This window comes from Microvirga splendida, assembly GCF_016427565.1.
GTDB lineage: Bacteria > Pseudomonadota > Alphaproteobacteria > Rhizobiales > Beijerinckiaceae > Microvirga > Microvirga splendida.
Genome location: NZ_JAELXT010000003.1, coordinates 1 through 15,572, shown reverse-complemented (window position 1 = coordinate 15,572; position 15,572 = coordinate 1). Strand labels below are relative to the sequence as shown.

The window sequence follows — 15,572 nt, the reverse complement described above, 5'->3', positions numbered from 1 at the left end:
TTCATGACCCGACCCATCGCCTACATCACGAACCCGCTCGTCCGCCACAGCGCCGAGCGGGACCCGGAGGCGATCGCCAATGCGGCGGCGAACCCCTGGACCGCCATGGTGGTTCTGGCCGGCGACCTGCCCATCCTGCAGAAAGGCGAGCCGGGAACGAGCCTCCTGCCCGCCGCGATCCTGGGGCGCCTGCCCGCCCATCACGAACAGATCTTCCTCGGCACCCTGAACGACCGCCCGGTGCTGGCGACCCTGGCGCCGCCCGAGGCGGCCGAGCTGTTCCAGGACGATCCGGTCTTCGCCACCGCCGACCTGCGCTCCATCGCCATGCGCGGCCTGGTGCCGGCCGAGGAACTCGGGCTTCTCGCCACGGCGAAATCCCTGCTCGACTGGCACCGCCGCCACCGCTTCTGCGCCAATTGCGGCGCCCCGACGCAAGCAGCCCAGGCCGGTTTCCGGCGCGACTGCACGGCCTGCGGAGCGCAGCATTTCCCCCGCACCGACCCGGTGGTCATCATGCTGGTGACCCGCGGCGACAAATGCCTGATGGGCCGCCAGCCGCGCTTTCCGGAGAAGATGTATTCGTGCCTCGCGGGCTTCCTGGAGCCGGGCGAGACCATCGAGGACGCGGTGCGCCGCGAGACCTTCGAGGAGGCCGGCATCCGGGTGGGCGCGGTGCGCTACCTTGCCTCCCAGCCCTGGCCCTTCCCGTCGAACGTCATGATCGGCTGCATCGGCGAGGCCCTTACCGACGACATCCATTTCGACGGCGAGGAGCTGGAGGACGCCCGCTGGTTCTCGAAGGACGACATCCGCAGCATGCTGGAGGGCACCCACGAGCAGTTCCTGGCGCCGGCCCCGATTGCGATCGCGAACCACCTGATCCGGGAATGGGTGAAGGAATAGGCCCCTCGAAGAACGTCATTCCGGATCTGCGCTCACGCTTCGTCCGGGATGACGCTCTCCTATCTGTCAAAGAGCCAGCACCTGTGGGCCCGCAGCTTGCGCTGCGAGCCTGAAGGGTTGTCGAGGGTGGCGCGTCGGGTAGCCCGGCTCGCTGTGTGATGGTGAATGGAAGAGCCAGACTGCCTCTTCGCGCACGGTTTGTTTCAGCGGACCTGGTCTGAGCCAGGATCGGCCACCCGCGATCACAGGGGTGCGAGCCCTGCGGCGGGACCGTGCCTGCTCCCACACTGCGACGCCTCGCGAGCGCGCCCCTCACAGGAGCAGATCTAAGGGAACGTTATAGCTAAGATTGAGGCCGCTGTCAAGAACGAAAAGAGAACATGCACCGCCTTCCCTCTCCCCTCTGTGGGAGAGGGTTCGCGCCATTCTCGTCTACGGATCGCACAAGCCTCACCCTGATCCTGAGGAGGCGCGTCAGCGCCGTCTCGAAGGAGGCTCCAGTGCTCTCTGGACGATCCTTCGAGACGCAGCCTTACGGCTGCTCCTCAGGATGAGGGCGAGGGGTGGGCAGCAAAGACGTGGATCCCCGGAACAAGTCCGGGGATGACGGGGAGAGTATCGGGATTGCAAGGGTGCCATTCCTGCAAGCTGGCGGAGCGAGCTCAGCCCTGCGGGGACAACTCGAACCGATAGGCGACCTCGGTGACCATCTGCCCGCGCAAGTCGAAAGACTGCTCGGCTCCGGCTGTGCCGCCGAGCGCCTCATAAAAGCGGCGCGCCACGAGATTGTCCTTCAGGACCCACAGGCCGACCGAACGAAGGCCGTGGGCGGCGAGATGGTCGAACACACCACGCATCAGACTGCGGCCGATGCCCTGCCGCTTGACCTTGTCGAGCAGGTAGACAGCATAGATTTCGGCCCCGGTCCCGAGAAGCTCAGGCCCCTTGCCCCGGATCGGCCCGCCTCGGATGAAGCCGACGATCTCGCCGTCATCGGCTTCAGCCACGAGAAGCCTGGCCCGTGGCTCCGGCTCAGCCAGTGCCCTTTGCCACATCTGCACCCGCTCCTCGACGGATAGACCCGCGAGGGCCTCCGGTGAAAGGAAGTCCTTGTAGGACTCGCGCCAGCCCTGAACGTGAGTCCTGGCGATCCCTTCCACATCGGCCTCAACGGCGTCGCGGATGCGGATCGTCACTCCGCCGCTTCCCTGATCTTCTCCCGGAACGGATCGGCCGGGTAGACGCCCAGAATCCGCAGTTCGCGGGAGAAGAACTCAAGCTCCTCGAGCGCGCGCTTGAGGTTGGCGTCCTCGGGATGGCCGTCGACCTCGGCGTAGAACTGCGTGGCCAGGAACTCGCCTTCGAGCATGTAGCTCTCGAGCTTGGTCATGTTGATGCCGTTGGTGGCAAAGCCCCCGAGCGCCTTGTAGAGGGCGGCCGGCAGGTTGCGGACGCGGAACACGAAGGACGTGACCGTGGGGCCGTTTCCGGCGGGCGCCCATTGCGGCGTCTTCGACAGGATGACGAAGCGGGTGGTGTTGTGCGCCTCGTCCTCCACATTCTCGGCCAGGATCTTGAGGCCGTAGATGTCCGCCGCCATGCGGGGCGACAGGGAGGCCCGGGTCGGGTCCTTCCATTCCGCCACCTCGCGCGCCGAGCCCGCGGTGTCGCCGGCCACATGCGCTTTCAAGCCCAGCTTGCGGATGATCTTGCGGCACTGGCCCAGGGCGTGGACGTGGCTGTAGACATTCTTGACGGTGCCGAGATCGGCCCCGGGAATGGCCATCAGGTGGAAATGGATCGGCAGGAAATGCTCGCCGACGATGTGCAGGCCCGAGGCCGGCAGCAGGTGGTGGATGTCGGCCACGCGGCCGGCGATCGAGTTCTCGATCGGGATCATGGCGAGGCCTGCCGGCCCCTCGTTCACGGCGGCAAAAGCATCCTCGAAGGTCGGGCACGGCAGAGCCTCCCAGTCGGGACGCGCCTCCGAGCAGGCGGTGTGCGAATTGGCGCCCAGCTCGCCCTGAAATGAAATAAGCCTGCTCATGCTGTCCTCCGGGCCGCGATGATTTCGCGCGCTCTTTCGAGATCATGGGGCGTGTCCACGCCCAGCGGCACATCGTCGACGACGACGGCATCGATGCGCATGCCGGCCTCCAGCGCGCGCAGCTGCTCCAGCTTCTCGCGCAGCTCGAGGGGCGACGGCGCAAGGCCGATGAAGCGCCGCAGCGCCGTGCGCCGGTAGGCGTAGAGGCCGATGTGATGATAGAGCGGCCCGTCCCCGTACGGGGCGGTTGCCCGGGTGAAGTAGAGTGCCCGGAGCCGCCCCGGAGAGACCGGGCTGCCCACCATCTTGACCACGTTGGGATTGGTCTTCTCCTCCTCCCGGGCGATGACCGCGACGAGGGTCGCCAGATCGACCTCGGCATCGGCGAGCGGCGAGATCGACGCGGCAATAGCCCCGGGATCGACCGTCGGCAGGTCTCCCTGGACGTTCACCACCACGTCGTGCCTGCCCTCCGGGTCGAGCTTTTCCACAGCCTCGAAGATGCGGTCGGAGCCGGAGGGGTGATCGGCCCGGGTCATGACCGCCTGCCCCCCGGCGCGGGTCACGGCCTCGGCGATCTCGGGCGCGTCGGTGGCCACCGCCACCGGGCCGATCCCCGCCTCCATGGCCCGGCGCCACACATGGACGATCATGGGCTCGCCGGCGATATCGGCCAGGGGCTTGTTGGGCAGGCGGGTTGCGGCGAGGCGGGCCGGGATGAGGACGAGGGGATCGGACATGGCACGGGTTTTCACGGGAAAGCTGCGCGTGCTTAGCAAGGGAGGGACCTTTTGTCATGGGCCCCGGTGCACGTCCCGGCGGACCCGGTACCGAAGAATGTGCGTTGCAAACCCGGGCTGCGACCACGAGAGCGGCGAAAACTCCTGGAAACCCCATTGTCAAACCCCCATCTCTACGGCTAAGCAACGCCCCGACGCGGGCACCCGCCTGCGGTTCCTTTCTGCTGCGCTGGTTTCGCCGCTTTTACGAAGGCGAGGAGAGCCTCACTTATGAATATCGAGACCAATAAGATCGCGGGCGCCGTTTTCGCCTCGCTTCTCTTCGTGGTCGGCGTCAACGTCATCGCCGGCGGCCTGTTTTCTCCCGAAAGGCCCGCTGTCCCGGGCTATGACCTCCCGGCCCCCGAGGAAGGCGCCGCCGCCGGTGCGGGCGCTGCCGCCGCTCCGGCCGAGCCGCTGCCGGTTCTTCTCGCCAGCGCCGATGTGGCCAAGGGCCAGGCCGCGGCCAAGAAGTGCGCCTCCTGCCACACCTTCGAGGAGGGCGGCGCCAACAAGGTCGGCCCGAACCTTCACGGGGTCGTCGGACGTGCTCTCGCGTCCCACGCCGGCTTCAACTACTCGGCAGCGCTGAAGGGTAAGGGCGGCGATTGGGATTACGAGGCCCTCAACGCCTTCATCCAGAACCCGAAGCAGGCCGTTCCCGGCACCATCATGGCCTTCGCCGGCATCGCCCAGGCCAAGGAGCGGGCGGACCTCATCGCCTACCTGAAGTCGGTCTCGCCCAGCGCTCCTCCGCTGCCCGCAGCCGAGGCAGCGCCTCCGGCTGCCGCCCCGGCCAATGCCGAGGCTCCTGCCGCTGCCCCCGCCGCCGGGGGAGCGCCCGCTGCTGCTCCTGCAGCTCCGGCAGCGCCTGCTCCCGCAGCTCCGGCTCCTGCAGCGCCTGCTCCCGTGGCTCCTGCCGCCGGGGGCGCACCTGCGGCTCCTGCCGCTGCAGCGCCCGCCGCTCCCGCGGCCCAGTAGAGCGCATCGCTCCTACGTTCACATTCAGGAGAGCCGGGCCGAAAAGCCCGGCTTTTTCTTTTGTTCTGCTTCTCCTTTCGGCCCATATCCCTTGCGCTCGCCTCGCCGCGTCCAAAAATGTAGCTGGCGCATCAAGCGGGCCCGGATGGGCCGCGCCGCGGAATGCGCCCGTATGAGGAAGCGTCGGATGGATCCCGGAAGCGGATCCACTTTCGGCCCCGATGCGTAACAGACAGACGCCTCACCGTTCAGGAGACGCCTTGTGATCCGTACCCTTCTGCCGGGCCTTCTGGCAGCCTGCCTCGCCTTCAGCCCGCTCGCAGCCCAGGAGGCGCCGTGGCGGCATGGCACGGCCCTGTTGGACGAGCCGAAGTACCCCGCCGGGTTCAAGCATTTCGACTACGTCAACCCGGACGCCCCCAAGGCCGGGCTGGTGCGCCTGGGCGCACAAGGCACCTTCGACAGCTTCAATATCGTGGTGGCCGGCGTAAAGGGATCGCCCGAACAGGGGCTGGGCTTCGTCTACGAGACGCTCACCACATCCGCCCTCGACGAGCCGAGCGCATCCTACGGCCTCCTGGCCGAGGCGTTCTCGTACCCTGAGGATTACTCCTCCGTGACGTTCCGCCTGCGCCCCGAGGCGCGCTGGCACGACGGGAAGCCGGTGACGGCGGACGACGTGATCTTTTCCTTCAACGCCCTGAAGGAGCACAGCCCCACCTACGCGTTCTACTACGCCAACGTGACGAAGGCGGAGAAGCTGGGCGAGCGCGAGGTCAAGTTCACCTTCAACCAGAAGGGCAACCGCGAGCTGCCGCAGATCATGGGCCAGCTCCTCGTCATGCCGAAGCACTGGTGGGAAGGCACCGGACCGGACGGGCGCAAGCGCGACATTTCGCAGACAACCCTGGAGCCGCCGCTGGGCTCGGGTCCCTACCGCCTCAAGAGCTTCGAGCCGGGCCGCACCGCCTCCTACGAGCGCGTGAAGGACTACTGGGGCGAAGACCTCAACGTGAATGTGGGCAAGAACAATTTCGACGAGATCCGATTCGAGTACTACCGCGACGCGACGGTTCTGCTCGAAGCCTTCAAGGCTGACCGGATCGACTTCCGCTATGAGAACAGCGCCCGCAACTGGGCGACGGGATATGACTTTCCGGCGCGCCAGGAAGGCCGCGTCGTGCTTGAGGAATTCCCGCTGCGGGCCAGCGGCCGGATGCAGGCCTTCGTGCTGAACCTCCGCCGCGACCAGTTCAAGGACCAGCGCGTCCGCCGGGCCCTCAATCTCGCCTTCCCGTTCGAGGAGCTGAACAAGACGATCTTCTACGGGCTCTATGAGCGGCCCTCGAGCTATTTCTACGGGCTCGACCTCGCATCGTCCGGACTGCCCGAGGGCAAGGAGCTGGAGATCCTGGAGAGCGTGCGCGACAAGGTTCCGCCTTCCGTGTTCACGACGCCGTACAAGAACCCGGTCAACGACTCGCCCGAGGCGATCCGCGCCAACCTTCGCGAGGCCGACCGCCTGCTGAAGGAAGCCGGCTGGGAGATCAAGAACGGCCGCCGCGTGAACGCCAAGGGCGAGGTCTTCAGCGTGGAACTGCTCGGCAGCAGCCCCAACGAGGAGCGCGTGTTCCTGCCCTATGCAGACACGCTCAAACGTCTCGGCATCGCCGCGACGGTGCGCACGGTGGACGATGTGCAATACACAAATCGCACCCGCTCCTTCGACTTCGACATCACCACCGGCCTGTGGGGCCAGTCGCTGTCGCCCGGCAACGAGCAGCGCGAGTATTGGGGATCGCAGGCCGCGACCCGCGAGGGCTCGCAGAATCTCGCCGGCATCGCGGACCCTGCCGTCGATGCCCTGATCGAACGGGTGATCTTCGCCAAGGACCGCGAGGAGCTGGTGGCCGCCACCAAGGCGCTCGACCGGGTGCTGCTGGCGCACGACTACGTGGTGCCGCAATGGACGTCGCTCAAGCAGCGCACCGCCCGGTGGAACCGCTACAGCCATCCCGACAATATGCCGCGATATGGCGGTGCCGCCTTCCCGACGATCTGGTGGTACGACGAGGCCAAGGCCGCCAAGACCGGAGCACCCCGATGAGAGAGTTCAGCCGCCGTCGCATTCTTCAGACCGGAGTGGCCACCGCCGCCCTCGCGGTGCTGCCGCGTGCCGGTTGGGCGCAGGAAGCCGGCGGCACCGAAGCCCACGGCCTCTCAAGCTTCGGCGAGCTGAAGTACGGGCCCGACTTCAAGCATTTCGACTTCGTGAACCCGGCGGCTCCGAAGGGCGGCACGCTGGCGATCCAGATCAAGCAGACCTACGGCAACCAGAACTTCGACACGTTCAACACGCTCAACACCTTCGTGCTGCAGGGCGACGGCGCCGCCGGCATGGGCAGCACCTTCGACAGCCTGATGGTGGGCTCCGGCGACGAGCCGGATGCGCTCTACGGTCTCGTGGCGAAGAGCGTGCGTGTCTCCGACGACAAGCTGACCTATCGCTTCACCCTGCGGCCGGAAGCGCGCTTCCATGACGGCTCGAAGCTGACCGCGAGGGATGCGGCCTTTACTCTGAACATTCTCAAGACCAAGGGGCATCCGCTCTACTCCCAGCTCCTGACGCAGCTGGCCTCGGCGGAGGCGGAATCAGACGAGGTCCTGCGCGTGCAGTTCACGCCGGAGCGCAGCCGCGATCTGCATCTCGTCATTGCCGGCATGCCGATCTTCTCCGAGCGCTACTGGCAGGGCAAGGACTTCGGGGCCTCGACGCTCGAGGCCCCGCTCGGCTCCGGCCCCTACAAGGTGGGCCGCTTCGAAGTCGGACGCTTCATCGAGTTCGACCGCGTGCCCGATTATTGGGCCAAGGATCTGCCCGTGAATGTGGGGCAGCACAACTTCGACCATATCCGCTACGAATATTTCCGCGACCGCACGGTCGCGTTCGAGGCCTTCAAGAACGGCACGCTCAACTTCAACGAGGAATACACGTCGCGCATCTGGGCGACTGGCTACGATTTTCCGGCCGTGCGCGAAGGTCGCGTGAAGAAGGAGGAGATCGAGAGCGGCGCTCCCTCGACCATCCAGGGCTGGTACTTCAACATGCGCCGCGACGCCTTCAAGGATCCGCGCATTCGCCAGGCCATCGGGCTCGCCTTCGATTTCGAATGGACGAACGCCAACATCATGTTCGGCATGTTCAACCGCACGGGCTCGTTCTTCGAGAACAGCGACATGAAGGCCGTGGGCACGCCCTCGCCGGAAGAGCTCGCGCTTCTCGAGCCGTTTCGCAGCAAGCTTCCGGCTTCGGTGTTCGCGGAGCCTCCCGTGCCGCCCGTCTCCGACGGCTCGGGCCAGGACAGGCGCCTTCTGCGCCGCGCGGACGAGCTGCTGCGCGAGGCCGGCTGCAAGCGCGAGGGCGGCGTGCTCAAGCTGCCGAACGGGCAGCCGTTCCGGATCGAGTTCCTCGAATCCTCGCCCTTCCTTCAGCCCCATACGCAGCCCTTCCAGGCCAACCTGAAGCGGCTCGGCATCGATGCGGTCTCGCGCATCGTGGACGCGGCCCAGTATCAGCGCCGGATGGAGGAATACGACTTCGACATGGCGAGCCGGAACCTGAGCGGCTCCTCCACGCCGGGCGACAGCCTGCGGCTGGTCTACGGCTCGGCCGCCGGCAAGCGGCCCGGCTCGCAGAACATCGCCGGGATCGACGATCCGGCCGTCGACGCGCTGATCGAGACCATCGCCACCGCCAAGTCACGCCAGGAAGTCACCATCGCGGCCCGCGCCCTGGACCGCGTTCTCCGTTCGGGCCATTATTGGGTGCCCATGTGGTACAGGGCCAGCGATTGGCTCGCCTACTGGGACCAGTTCTCGCGCCCGGCAACGAAGCCGCGCTTCGCCTCCGGCGCGCCGGGAACCTGGTGGTACGATGCCGAGAAGGCGAAACGGATCGGGCGAGGATAAGGCTTGGATACAGCTGCTGGGACACGTAACGAGGCGGACATGCCCCGCCTGCTTCTGCGCCTCGAGGGTCTGGCCCTCTTCATCCTGGCCAGCTGGGCCTTCGCCTTCACCGGGACGTCCTGGTGGCTCTATGCCATCCTGTTCTTCAGCCCCGACCTGAGCTTTGCGGGCTACTTGGCCGGCCCCCGGTTCGGAGCGGTGGCGTACAATGCCCTGCACTCCACCCTCGGGCCTGCGCTCCTCGCAGGGCTTGGTCTTTTGCTGGAGAGCCCTATCCTGCTCGGTATCGCGGCCGTCTGGGCGGCGCATATCGGGTTCGACCGCATGTTGGGATATGGCTTGAAATACGCGTCCGGCTTCAAGGACACCCATCTTGGCCGCATCGGCCGGCAAGCAGCAGGCGCTTGATGCTGGCCTATATCGCGCGCCGCATCCTTCTCATGATCCCCACCATCCTGGGGATCATGCTCATCTCCTTCGTGCTCGTGCAGTTCGCCCCAGGGGGGCCCGTGGAGCGCATCATCGCCCAGCTCCAGGGGCAGGATTCAGGCGCCACCTCGCGCATCACCGGCGGCGGCGGTGACATGGCCGGCGGAGGCCAGTCCGCCGGAGGCGGCGGCGCGGGCGATGCCTCCTCGTCCCGCTATCGCGGCGCCCAGGGCCTCGATCCGCAGTTCATCAAGCAGCTGGAGACGCAGTTCGGCTTCGACAAGCCGGCGCATGAGCGCTTCCTCAAGATGATCTGGGATTATGCGCGCTTCGATTTCGGCAAGAGCTATTTCCGCGACATCTCGGTGCTGGAGCTCATCAAGGAGAAGCTGCCGGTCTCGATCAGCCTCGGCCTCTGGATGACGCTGATCTCCTATGCCATCTCGGTTCCGCTCGGCATCAAGAAGGCGGTGCGGGACGGCTCCACCTTCGACATCTGGACCTCGGCCATCGTTATCATCGGCTATGCGATCCCGGGCTTTCTGTTCGCGATCCTGCTGATCGTGCTTTTTGCCGGCGGCTCGTTTTGGCAGTTCTTCCCCCTGCGCGGCCTCACGTCCGAGAACTGGGCCCTCATGCCGTGGTACATGCAGATCGCCGATTACTTCTGGCACCTGGTTCTGCCGATCACCGCCATGGCGCTCGGGGCCTTCGCCACCTCGACCCTGCTGACGAAGAACTCCTTCCTCGACGAGATCCGTAAGCAATACGTGCTCACCGCGCGCATGAAGGGCCTGTCCGAGCGGCAGGTGCTCTACGGCCACGTCTTCCGCAATGCGATGCTCATCGTGATCGCAGGCTTTCCCGGCGCCTTCATTGGGGCGTTCTTCGCCGGCGCGCTCCTCATCGAGACGATCTTCTCCCTCGACGGGCTCGGCCTCCTGTCGTTCGAGTCGATCGTCAACCGCGACTATCCGGTGGTCTTCGCCAACCTCTACATCTTTTCGCTGATCGGCCTGGCGGTGAACCTCGTATCCGACCTCACCTATACCTGGATCGATCCGCGGATCGACTTCGAGACAAGGGAGGCGTGAGATGAACGAGAACGTGCCCGTCGTCTCTCCGGCCTCCTCGCCCGTCGCCCCGCCCCTGCCGCGCCAGGGCTTCATCAAGCTCTCGCCGCTCAACCGGCGGCGGCTGGAGAACTTCAAGGCGAACCGGCGCGGCTACTGGTCGTTCTGGATCTTCCTAGTTCTGTTCGTGCTCAGCCTGTTCGCGGAGCTCATCGCCAACGACCGGCCGATCCTTGCCTCCTACAAGGGCGAGCTGCTCTACCCGGCCTTCGTGGATTATCCGGAGGAGAAGTTCGGCGGTTTCCTGGCGGTGACGGATTACCGCGATCCGGTCATCCGAAATGAAATCCAGGACAACGGATGGCTGCTCTGGGCGCCCGTCCGCTTCTCCTATAACACGCACAACCTCGACCTTCCCGTTCCCGCTCCCGCGCCGCCCACCTGGATGCTCACCGACGAGCAGTGCCGACCGATTGCGGAGCGCAACGGCGGCACGGGCTGCAACGACATTGAGTGGAACTGGCTTGGCACGGACGACCAGGGGCGCGACGTGGTCGCGCGCCTCATCTACGGCTTTCGCATCTCGGTGCTGTTCGGCCTGACGCTGGCCGGCATCTCGTCGGTCATCGGCGTTCTCGCCGGCGCCGTGCAGGGCTATTACGGCGGCTGGACGGACCTGCTGTTCCAGCGCTTCATCGAGATCTGGACAGCGATCCCCTCGCTCTATCTTCTCATCATCATCTCGGCCGTGATCACGCCGAGCTTCTTCGTGCTGCTCGGCATCCTGCTGCTGTTCTCCTGGGTGTCGCTGGTGGGCGTGGTGCGCGCCGAGTTCCTGCGCGCGCGCAACTTCGAATATGTGCGCGCGGCCCGCGCCCTGGGCCTCTCCAACGCCACCATCATGTTCAAGCACCTGCTACCGAACGCCATGGTGGCGACGCTCACCTTCATGCCCTTCATCATCAACGGCTCGATCACGACGCTGACCTCCCTCGACTTTCTCGGCTTCGGCCTGCCGCCGGGCTCGCCGTCGCTCGGCGAGCTGCTGGCGCAGGGCAAGGCCAATCTTCAGGCGCCCTGGCTCGGCCTCGCGGGCTTCTTCGTGATCGCCATCATGCTCAGCCTTCTCATCTTCGTCGGCGAAGCGGTGCGCGACGCCTTCGACCCGCGGAAGACGTTCCGATGACAGAACCCCTCCTCTCCGTTCAGGACCTCTCCGTCGCCTTCCGCCAGGGCGAGCAGGACATGCTGGCGGTCGACCGGGTGTCGTTCGATGTCATGCCGGGCGAGACGGTGGCGCTGGTGGGAGAATCCGGTTCCGGCAAGTCCGTGACCGCGCTCTCGGTGCTCAAGCTTCTTCAGTACCCCTCCGCCCATCATCCCTCCGGCCGCATCCTGTTCAAGGGCAAGGACATGATCCCGGCGGACGAGAACGAGATGCGGAAAGTCCGCGGCAACGACATCACCATGGTGTTCCAGGAGCCGATGACCTCGCTCAACCCGCTCCACACCATCGATCGGCAGATCGGCGAGATCCTGAAGCTGCACCGCGGCCTCTCCGACCGCGAGGCGCGCGCCCGCACGCTGGAGCTTCTCGAACTCGTCGGCATCCGCGAGGCGGAATCGCGGCTCGGCGCCTATCCGCACCAGCTCTCCGGCGGCCAGCGCCAGCGCGTGATGATCGCCATGGCGCTCGCCAACGAGCCGGATCTCTTCATCGCCGACGAGCCGACGACGGCGCTGGACGTGACGGTGCAGGCGCAGATCCTCAAGCTGCTGGCGGAACTCAAGAGCAGGCTCAACATGTCCATGCTCTTCATCACCCACGATCTGGGCATCGTGCGCAAGATCGCCGACCGCGTCTGCGTGATGTTCAAGGGCAAGATCGTCGAGCATGGAACGGTCGCGGAGGTCTTCGGCAACCCGCAGCATCCCTACACGCAGCGCCTGCTCGCCGCCGAGCCCAAGGGCCGGGCCAATCCCGTTCCTCACGATGCACCCGTGATCGTCGAGGCGGGTCCCATCAAGGTCTGGTTTCCCATCAAGCGCGGCTTCTTCCAGCGGACCGTCGGCCATGTGAAGGCGGTTGACGGCGTATCGGTGCGCGTGCGCCGGGGCGAGACGGTGGGCGTGGTGGGCGAATCCGGCTCCGGCAAGACCACGCTCGGCCTCGCCATCCTGCGCCTCGTGCAGTCGGAAGGGCCCATAGTATTCCTGGGCAACCGCATCGACGGCATGCGCGCCAACGACATCCGCCCCATGCGCAAGAACCTGCAGGTGGTGTTCCAGGATCCTTACGGCTCCCTCTCGCCCCGCATGTCGATTGCGGAGATCGTGGAGGAAGGGCTGCTTGTCCAGGACAAGGGCCTGTCATACGCGCAGCGCCGCGAGGTGGTGGCGAAGGCCCTGCACGATGTGGGCCTCGACCCTGCCACTATGGACCGCTACCCGCACGAGTTCTCCGGCGGGCAGCGCCAGCGCATCGCCATTGCCCGCGCCATGGCCCTGGAGCCGAAATTCATCATGCTCGACGAGCCGACCTCGGCCCTCGACATGTCCGTGCAGGCGCAGATCGTGGAACTGCTGCGCGATCTGCAGAAGAAGCGAGACCTCGCCTATATGTTCATCAGCCATGACCTGAAGGTCGTGCGCGCGCTCGCCAACCATGTGGTGGTGATGCAGAACGGCCAGATCGTCGAGGAGGGATCGGCCGAGAGCATTTTCGAGGCGCCGCGCACCGACTACACCAGGGCTCTGTTCGCCGCCGCCTTCAATCTCGAAACGGCGGCTTCGGGCGCGGTTCGCCAGTAAGCCACGGGCGGCGGATCATGGCAGCGCATCACGATCATTCGGCCGGCCCCCACCACGGGCATGCTCATGCGCCGCAGGCAGGCCACGGCCGCGCCTTCGCCATTGGCATCGCTCTCAACCTGGGCTTCGTGGTCATCGAGGCGGCCTACGGGTTCTGGGCCGATTCCATGGCCCTGCTCTCGGATGCCGGGCATAACCTGAGCGACGTGCTGGGCCTTGCCATCGCGTGGGGCGCGGCGCTGCTGGCGAAACGTGCGCCGACGGAACGCTTCACCTACGGGCTTCGCTCAAGCTCCATCCTGGCGGCGCTTTTCAACGCCCTGCTCCTGCTCATCGCCGTCGGCGGCATCGCGTGGGAATCCGTGCAGCGCGTGATCGACCCCGCGCCTGTCGCTGCCGTCACCGTCATGATCGTGGCGGGCATCGGCATCGTCGTGAACGGCTTCACGGCCTTCCTGTTCATGGGCGGGCAGCACGATCTCAACATCCGCGGCGCCTTCCTGCACATGGTGGCGGACGCGGCCGTGTCGCTGGGCGTCGTGCTCGGCGGTCTCGCCATCCTCTGGACAGGCGCGAACTGGATCGACCCGGCCTTGAGCCTCGTCATCGCGGCCGTCATCCTCTGGAGCACATGGGGGTTGCTGAACCAGTCCCTGACCCTGTCCCTTCATGGCGTGCCGCGCGCCATCGTGGTGCCCGAGGTCAGGAAGGCGCTCGAGCAGATGCCCGGCGTCTCCCAGGTTCATCACCTTCATGTCTGGGCGGTGAGCACGACCGAGACGGCGCTGACGGCCCATCTCGTGATGCCCGACGGCCATCCGGGCGATGGCTTTCTGGCGGAGGCGCAGCATGACCTGAAGGAGCGTTTCGGCATCGGGCACGCAACCCTGCAGATCGAAATCCACAGGCCCGGCTCCCAGGGCCACGGCCCGGAATGCCCGCTGGAGCAACACGCGCACACCCATGAGGGGCACCACCCCCACGACGAGGCATCGCATCTTTCGCCGCAATGACGTATCAGTCATGATTCCCGTGGTTTGAAGGACTGGAACCCATGCCTCGCGCTCTTCTCATCGTGCTCGATTCCGTCGGTATCGGCGGGGCGGAGGATGCCGACGCCTATGGCGACACCGGCTCCGACACGGTCGGGCACATCGCGGAGGCCTGCGCCGAAGGCCGCGGCGACCGGGCCGGCCTGCGCCAGGGACCGCTCCATCTGCCGCATATGGCGGCGCTTGGCCTCGGCCTCGCCTGCGAGGCCTCCACGGGGCGCATGCCGCCGAACCTTGCGCCGCAAGGTGCACTCAAAGGCGCCTGGGGCTACGGTGTCGAGACCTCCAAAGGCAAGGACACGCCCTCCGGCCATTGGGAGATCGCGGGCGTCCCCGTCACATTCGACTGGGGCTATTTCCCCAATACGGTCCCGACCTTTCCGGAGAAGCTGACGGCGGAACTCATCAGGCGCGGCAACCTGCCCGGCATTCTCGGCAACAAGCACGCCTCGGGCACGGCAATCATCGAGGAATTCGCCGTGGAGCACCTGCGGACCGGCAAGCCGATCTGCTACACCTCCATCGACAGCGTGCTGCAGATCGCAGCGCACGAGGAGTTCTTCGGGCTGGAGCGGCTCTACGAGCTGTGCCGGATCGGACGCGAGCTTTGCGACGAGTACAAGATCGGCCGCGTGATCGCGCGCCCCTTCCAGGGCACGCCCGAGACGGGCTTCAGGCGCACCGGCAACCGCAAGGACTACGCCACGCCGCCGCCCTCGGACACCATTCTCGACACGCTGACCAAGGCAGGACACCCCGTCGTCACCGTCGGCAAGATCGGCGACATCTTCGCCCATCGCGGCACCGGCCTGGAGATCAAGCCCAACGGCAACGACGCCTGCCTGTCGGCGGCCATCGACGCGATGGGGGGCCTACCGGACGGCGGCTTCGTGTTCGCGAACCTCGTCGACTTCGACAGCGAGTTCGGCCACCGCCGCGACATTCCCGGCTATGCGGCAGCCCTCGAGGCCTTCGACCGTCGCATTCCGGAGATCGAGGCCGCCCTGCGGGAGGGCGACATGGTCGTCATCACGGCCGACCACGGCAACGACCCCTCCTGGCCCGGCTCCGACCACACCCGCGAGCACGTCCCGATCCTGAGCTTCGGAGAGGGAATACCGTCAAGCTCCATCGGGCGGCGGGAAAGCTTTGCCGATATCGGAGCTACGATATTGCATCACCTGGAAGTTGCAGATTACATTAGTGGGAGATCTTGGCTTCCGGATTGATTGCTGAATGAACAGATTGGTCTTCTTTATTGCTTTCTTGGCTGTAAGCGTCTTTGCAGCGTCCTACTCCCATGCAGCAACGCAACAGGAGTGCCTCAAGGCCCTTGAGTTGGGCAAGCGCTTCGAACAGGACAGCCGGAAGGCTCATGCTGCCTATAAGCAAGAGAACTCGGAGATAGCCAGGTGCGAGTTTCTCAACAAGTCCCGAAGGCATCTAGATGTTCAGTCCCGGCATTTGATGGACCGGATCAAGTTTGAAGCGTTTGGGCTCCTTGAGCCAGGTTTTGCAGATGAAC

At 65.9% G+C, this 15,572-nt stretch carries 14 protein-coding genes; 11 read left to right on the top strand and 3 right to left on the bottom strand.

The genetic code is table 11. From position 1 onward, the window contains the following. Positions 1 to 3 precede the first annotated feature (3 nt). Positions 4 to 906, top strand: a complete 903-nt coding sequence (gene nudC, locus JAO75_RS04100) for an NAD(+) diphosphatase (RefSeq protein ID WP_199046916.1) — start codon at positions 4 to 6, stop codon at positions 904 to 906. Between the two features lie 662 nt (positions 907 to 1,568). Here nudC and JAO75_RS04095 read toward each other — a convergent pair. The 3 genes from JAO75_RS04095 to JAO75_RS04085 are packed head-to-tail and all read right to left on the bottom strand — an operon-like array spanning position 1,569 to position 3,693. After that, positions 1,569 to 2,102 (bottom strand): GNAT family N-acetyltransferase, encoded by a 534-nt coding sequence (locus JAO75_RS04095; protein ID WP_199046914.1) that lies wholly within the window; start codon positions 2,100 to 2,102, stop codon positions 1,569 to 1,571. Beyond that, positions 2,099 to 2,953 (bottom strand): prephenate dehydratase, encoded by an 855-nt coding sequence (locus JAO75_RS04090; RefSeq protein WP_199046913.1) that lies wholly within the window; start codon positions 2,951 to 2,953, stop codon positions 2,099 to 2,101. Before JAO75_RS04090 ends, JAO75_RS04095 begins: the two co-directional genes overlap by 4 nt. Beyond that, on the bottom strand, positions 2,950 to 3,693 hold the full coding sequence (locus tag JAO75_RS04085; protein ID WP_199046912.1) for a 3-deoxy-manno-octulosonate cytidylyltransferase: 744 nt from the start codon (positions 3,691 to 3,693) through the stop codon (positions 2,950 to 2,952). The genes JAO75_RS04090 and JAO75_RS04085 overlap by 4 nt, the downstream gene beginning before the upstream one ends. A 270-nt stretch (positions 3,694 to 3,963) precedes the next feature. Here JAO75_RS04085 and JAO75_RS04080 point away from each other — a divergent pair, with 270 nt between their 5' ends. The 10 genes from JAO75_RS04080 to JAO75_RS24660 all read left to right on the top strand — a co-directional run. Then, positions 3,964 to 4,713: a c-type cytochrome gene (locus JAO75_RS04080; protein ID WP_199046911.1), complete on the top strand. Its 750-nt coding sequence runs from the start codon at positions 3,964 to 3,966 to the stop codon at positions 4,711 to 4,713. A 262-nt stretch (positions 4,714 to 4,975) separates the two neighbouring features. Continuing rightward, positions 4,976 to 6,820, top strand: coding sequence for an ABC transporter substrate-binding protein (locus tag JAO75_RS04075; protein ID WP_199046910.1), 1,845 nt, complete (start codon positions 4,976 to 4,978; stop codon positions 6,818 to 6,820). Beyond that, positions 6,817 to 8,682 carry an extracellular solute-binding protein gene (locus JAO75_RS04070; RefSeq protein ID WP_199046909.1) on the top strand — a complete coding sequence of 622 codons (1,866 nt, stop codon included), beginning with the start codon at positions 6,817 to 6,819 and terminating at the stop codon, positions 8,680 to 8,682. Before JAO75_RS04075 ends, JAO75_RS04070 begins: the two co-directional genes overlap by 4 nt. A 39-nt stretch (positions 8,683 to 8,721) precedes the next feature. Continuing rightward, on the top strand, positions 8,722 to 9,090 hold the full coding sequence (locus JAO75_RS04065; protein ID WP_199046908.1) for a DUF4260 domain-containing protein: 369 nt from the start codon (positions 8,722 to 8,724) through the stop codon (positions 9,088 to 9,090). After that, positions 9,090 to 10,205, top strand: a complete 1,116-nt coding sequence (locus JAO75_RS04060; RefSeq protein WP_199046906.1) for a microcin C ABC transporter permease YejB — start codon at positions 9,090 to 9,092, stop codon at positions 10,203 to 10,205. The genes JAO75_RS04065 and JAO75_RS04060 overlap by 1 nt, the downstream gene beginning before the upstream one ends. A gap of 1 nt (position 10,206) precedes the next feature. After that, the gene (locus JAO75_RS04055) at positions 10,207 to 11,370 is read left to right on the top strand and encodes an ABC transporter permease (protein ID WP_199046903.1); all 1,164 of its coding nucleotides are present in this window, start codon (positions 10,207 to 10,209) and stop codon (positions 11,368 to 11,370) included. Then, a complete protein-coding gene (locus JAO75_RS04050) occupies positions 11,367 to 12,995 on the top strand; it encodes an ABC transporter ATP-binding protein (protein ID WP_199046901.1) in 1,629 nt (542 codons plus the stop codon). Before JAO75_RS04055 ends, JAO75_RS04050 begins: the two co-directional genes overlap by 4 nt. A gap of 17 nt (positions 12,996 to 13,012) precedes the next feature. Next, positions 13,013 to 14,008, top strand: a complete 996-nt coding sequence (locus JAO75_RS04045; RefSeq protein ID WP_199046899.1) for a cation diffusion facilitator family transporter — start codon at positions 13,013 to 13,015, stop codon at positions 14,006 to 14,008. Between the two features lie 41 nt (positions 14,009 to 14,049). After that, the gene (locus JAO75_RS04040) at positions 14,050 to 15,276 is read left to right on the top strand and encodes a phosphopentomutase (RefSeq protein ID WP_199046897.1); all 1,227 of its coding nucleotides are present in this window, start codon (positions 14,050 to 14,052) and stop codon (positions 15,274 to 15,276) included. Between the two features lie 7 nt (positions 15,277 to 15,283). Continuing rightward, on the top strand, positions 15,284 to 15,572 hold a 289-nt coding region (locus JAO75_RS24660), incomplete at its 3' end, for a hypothetical protein (RefSeq protein ID WP_210340162.1).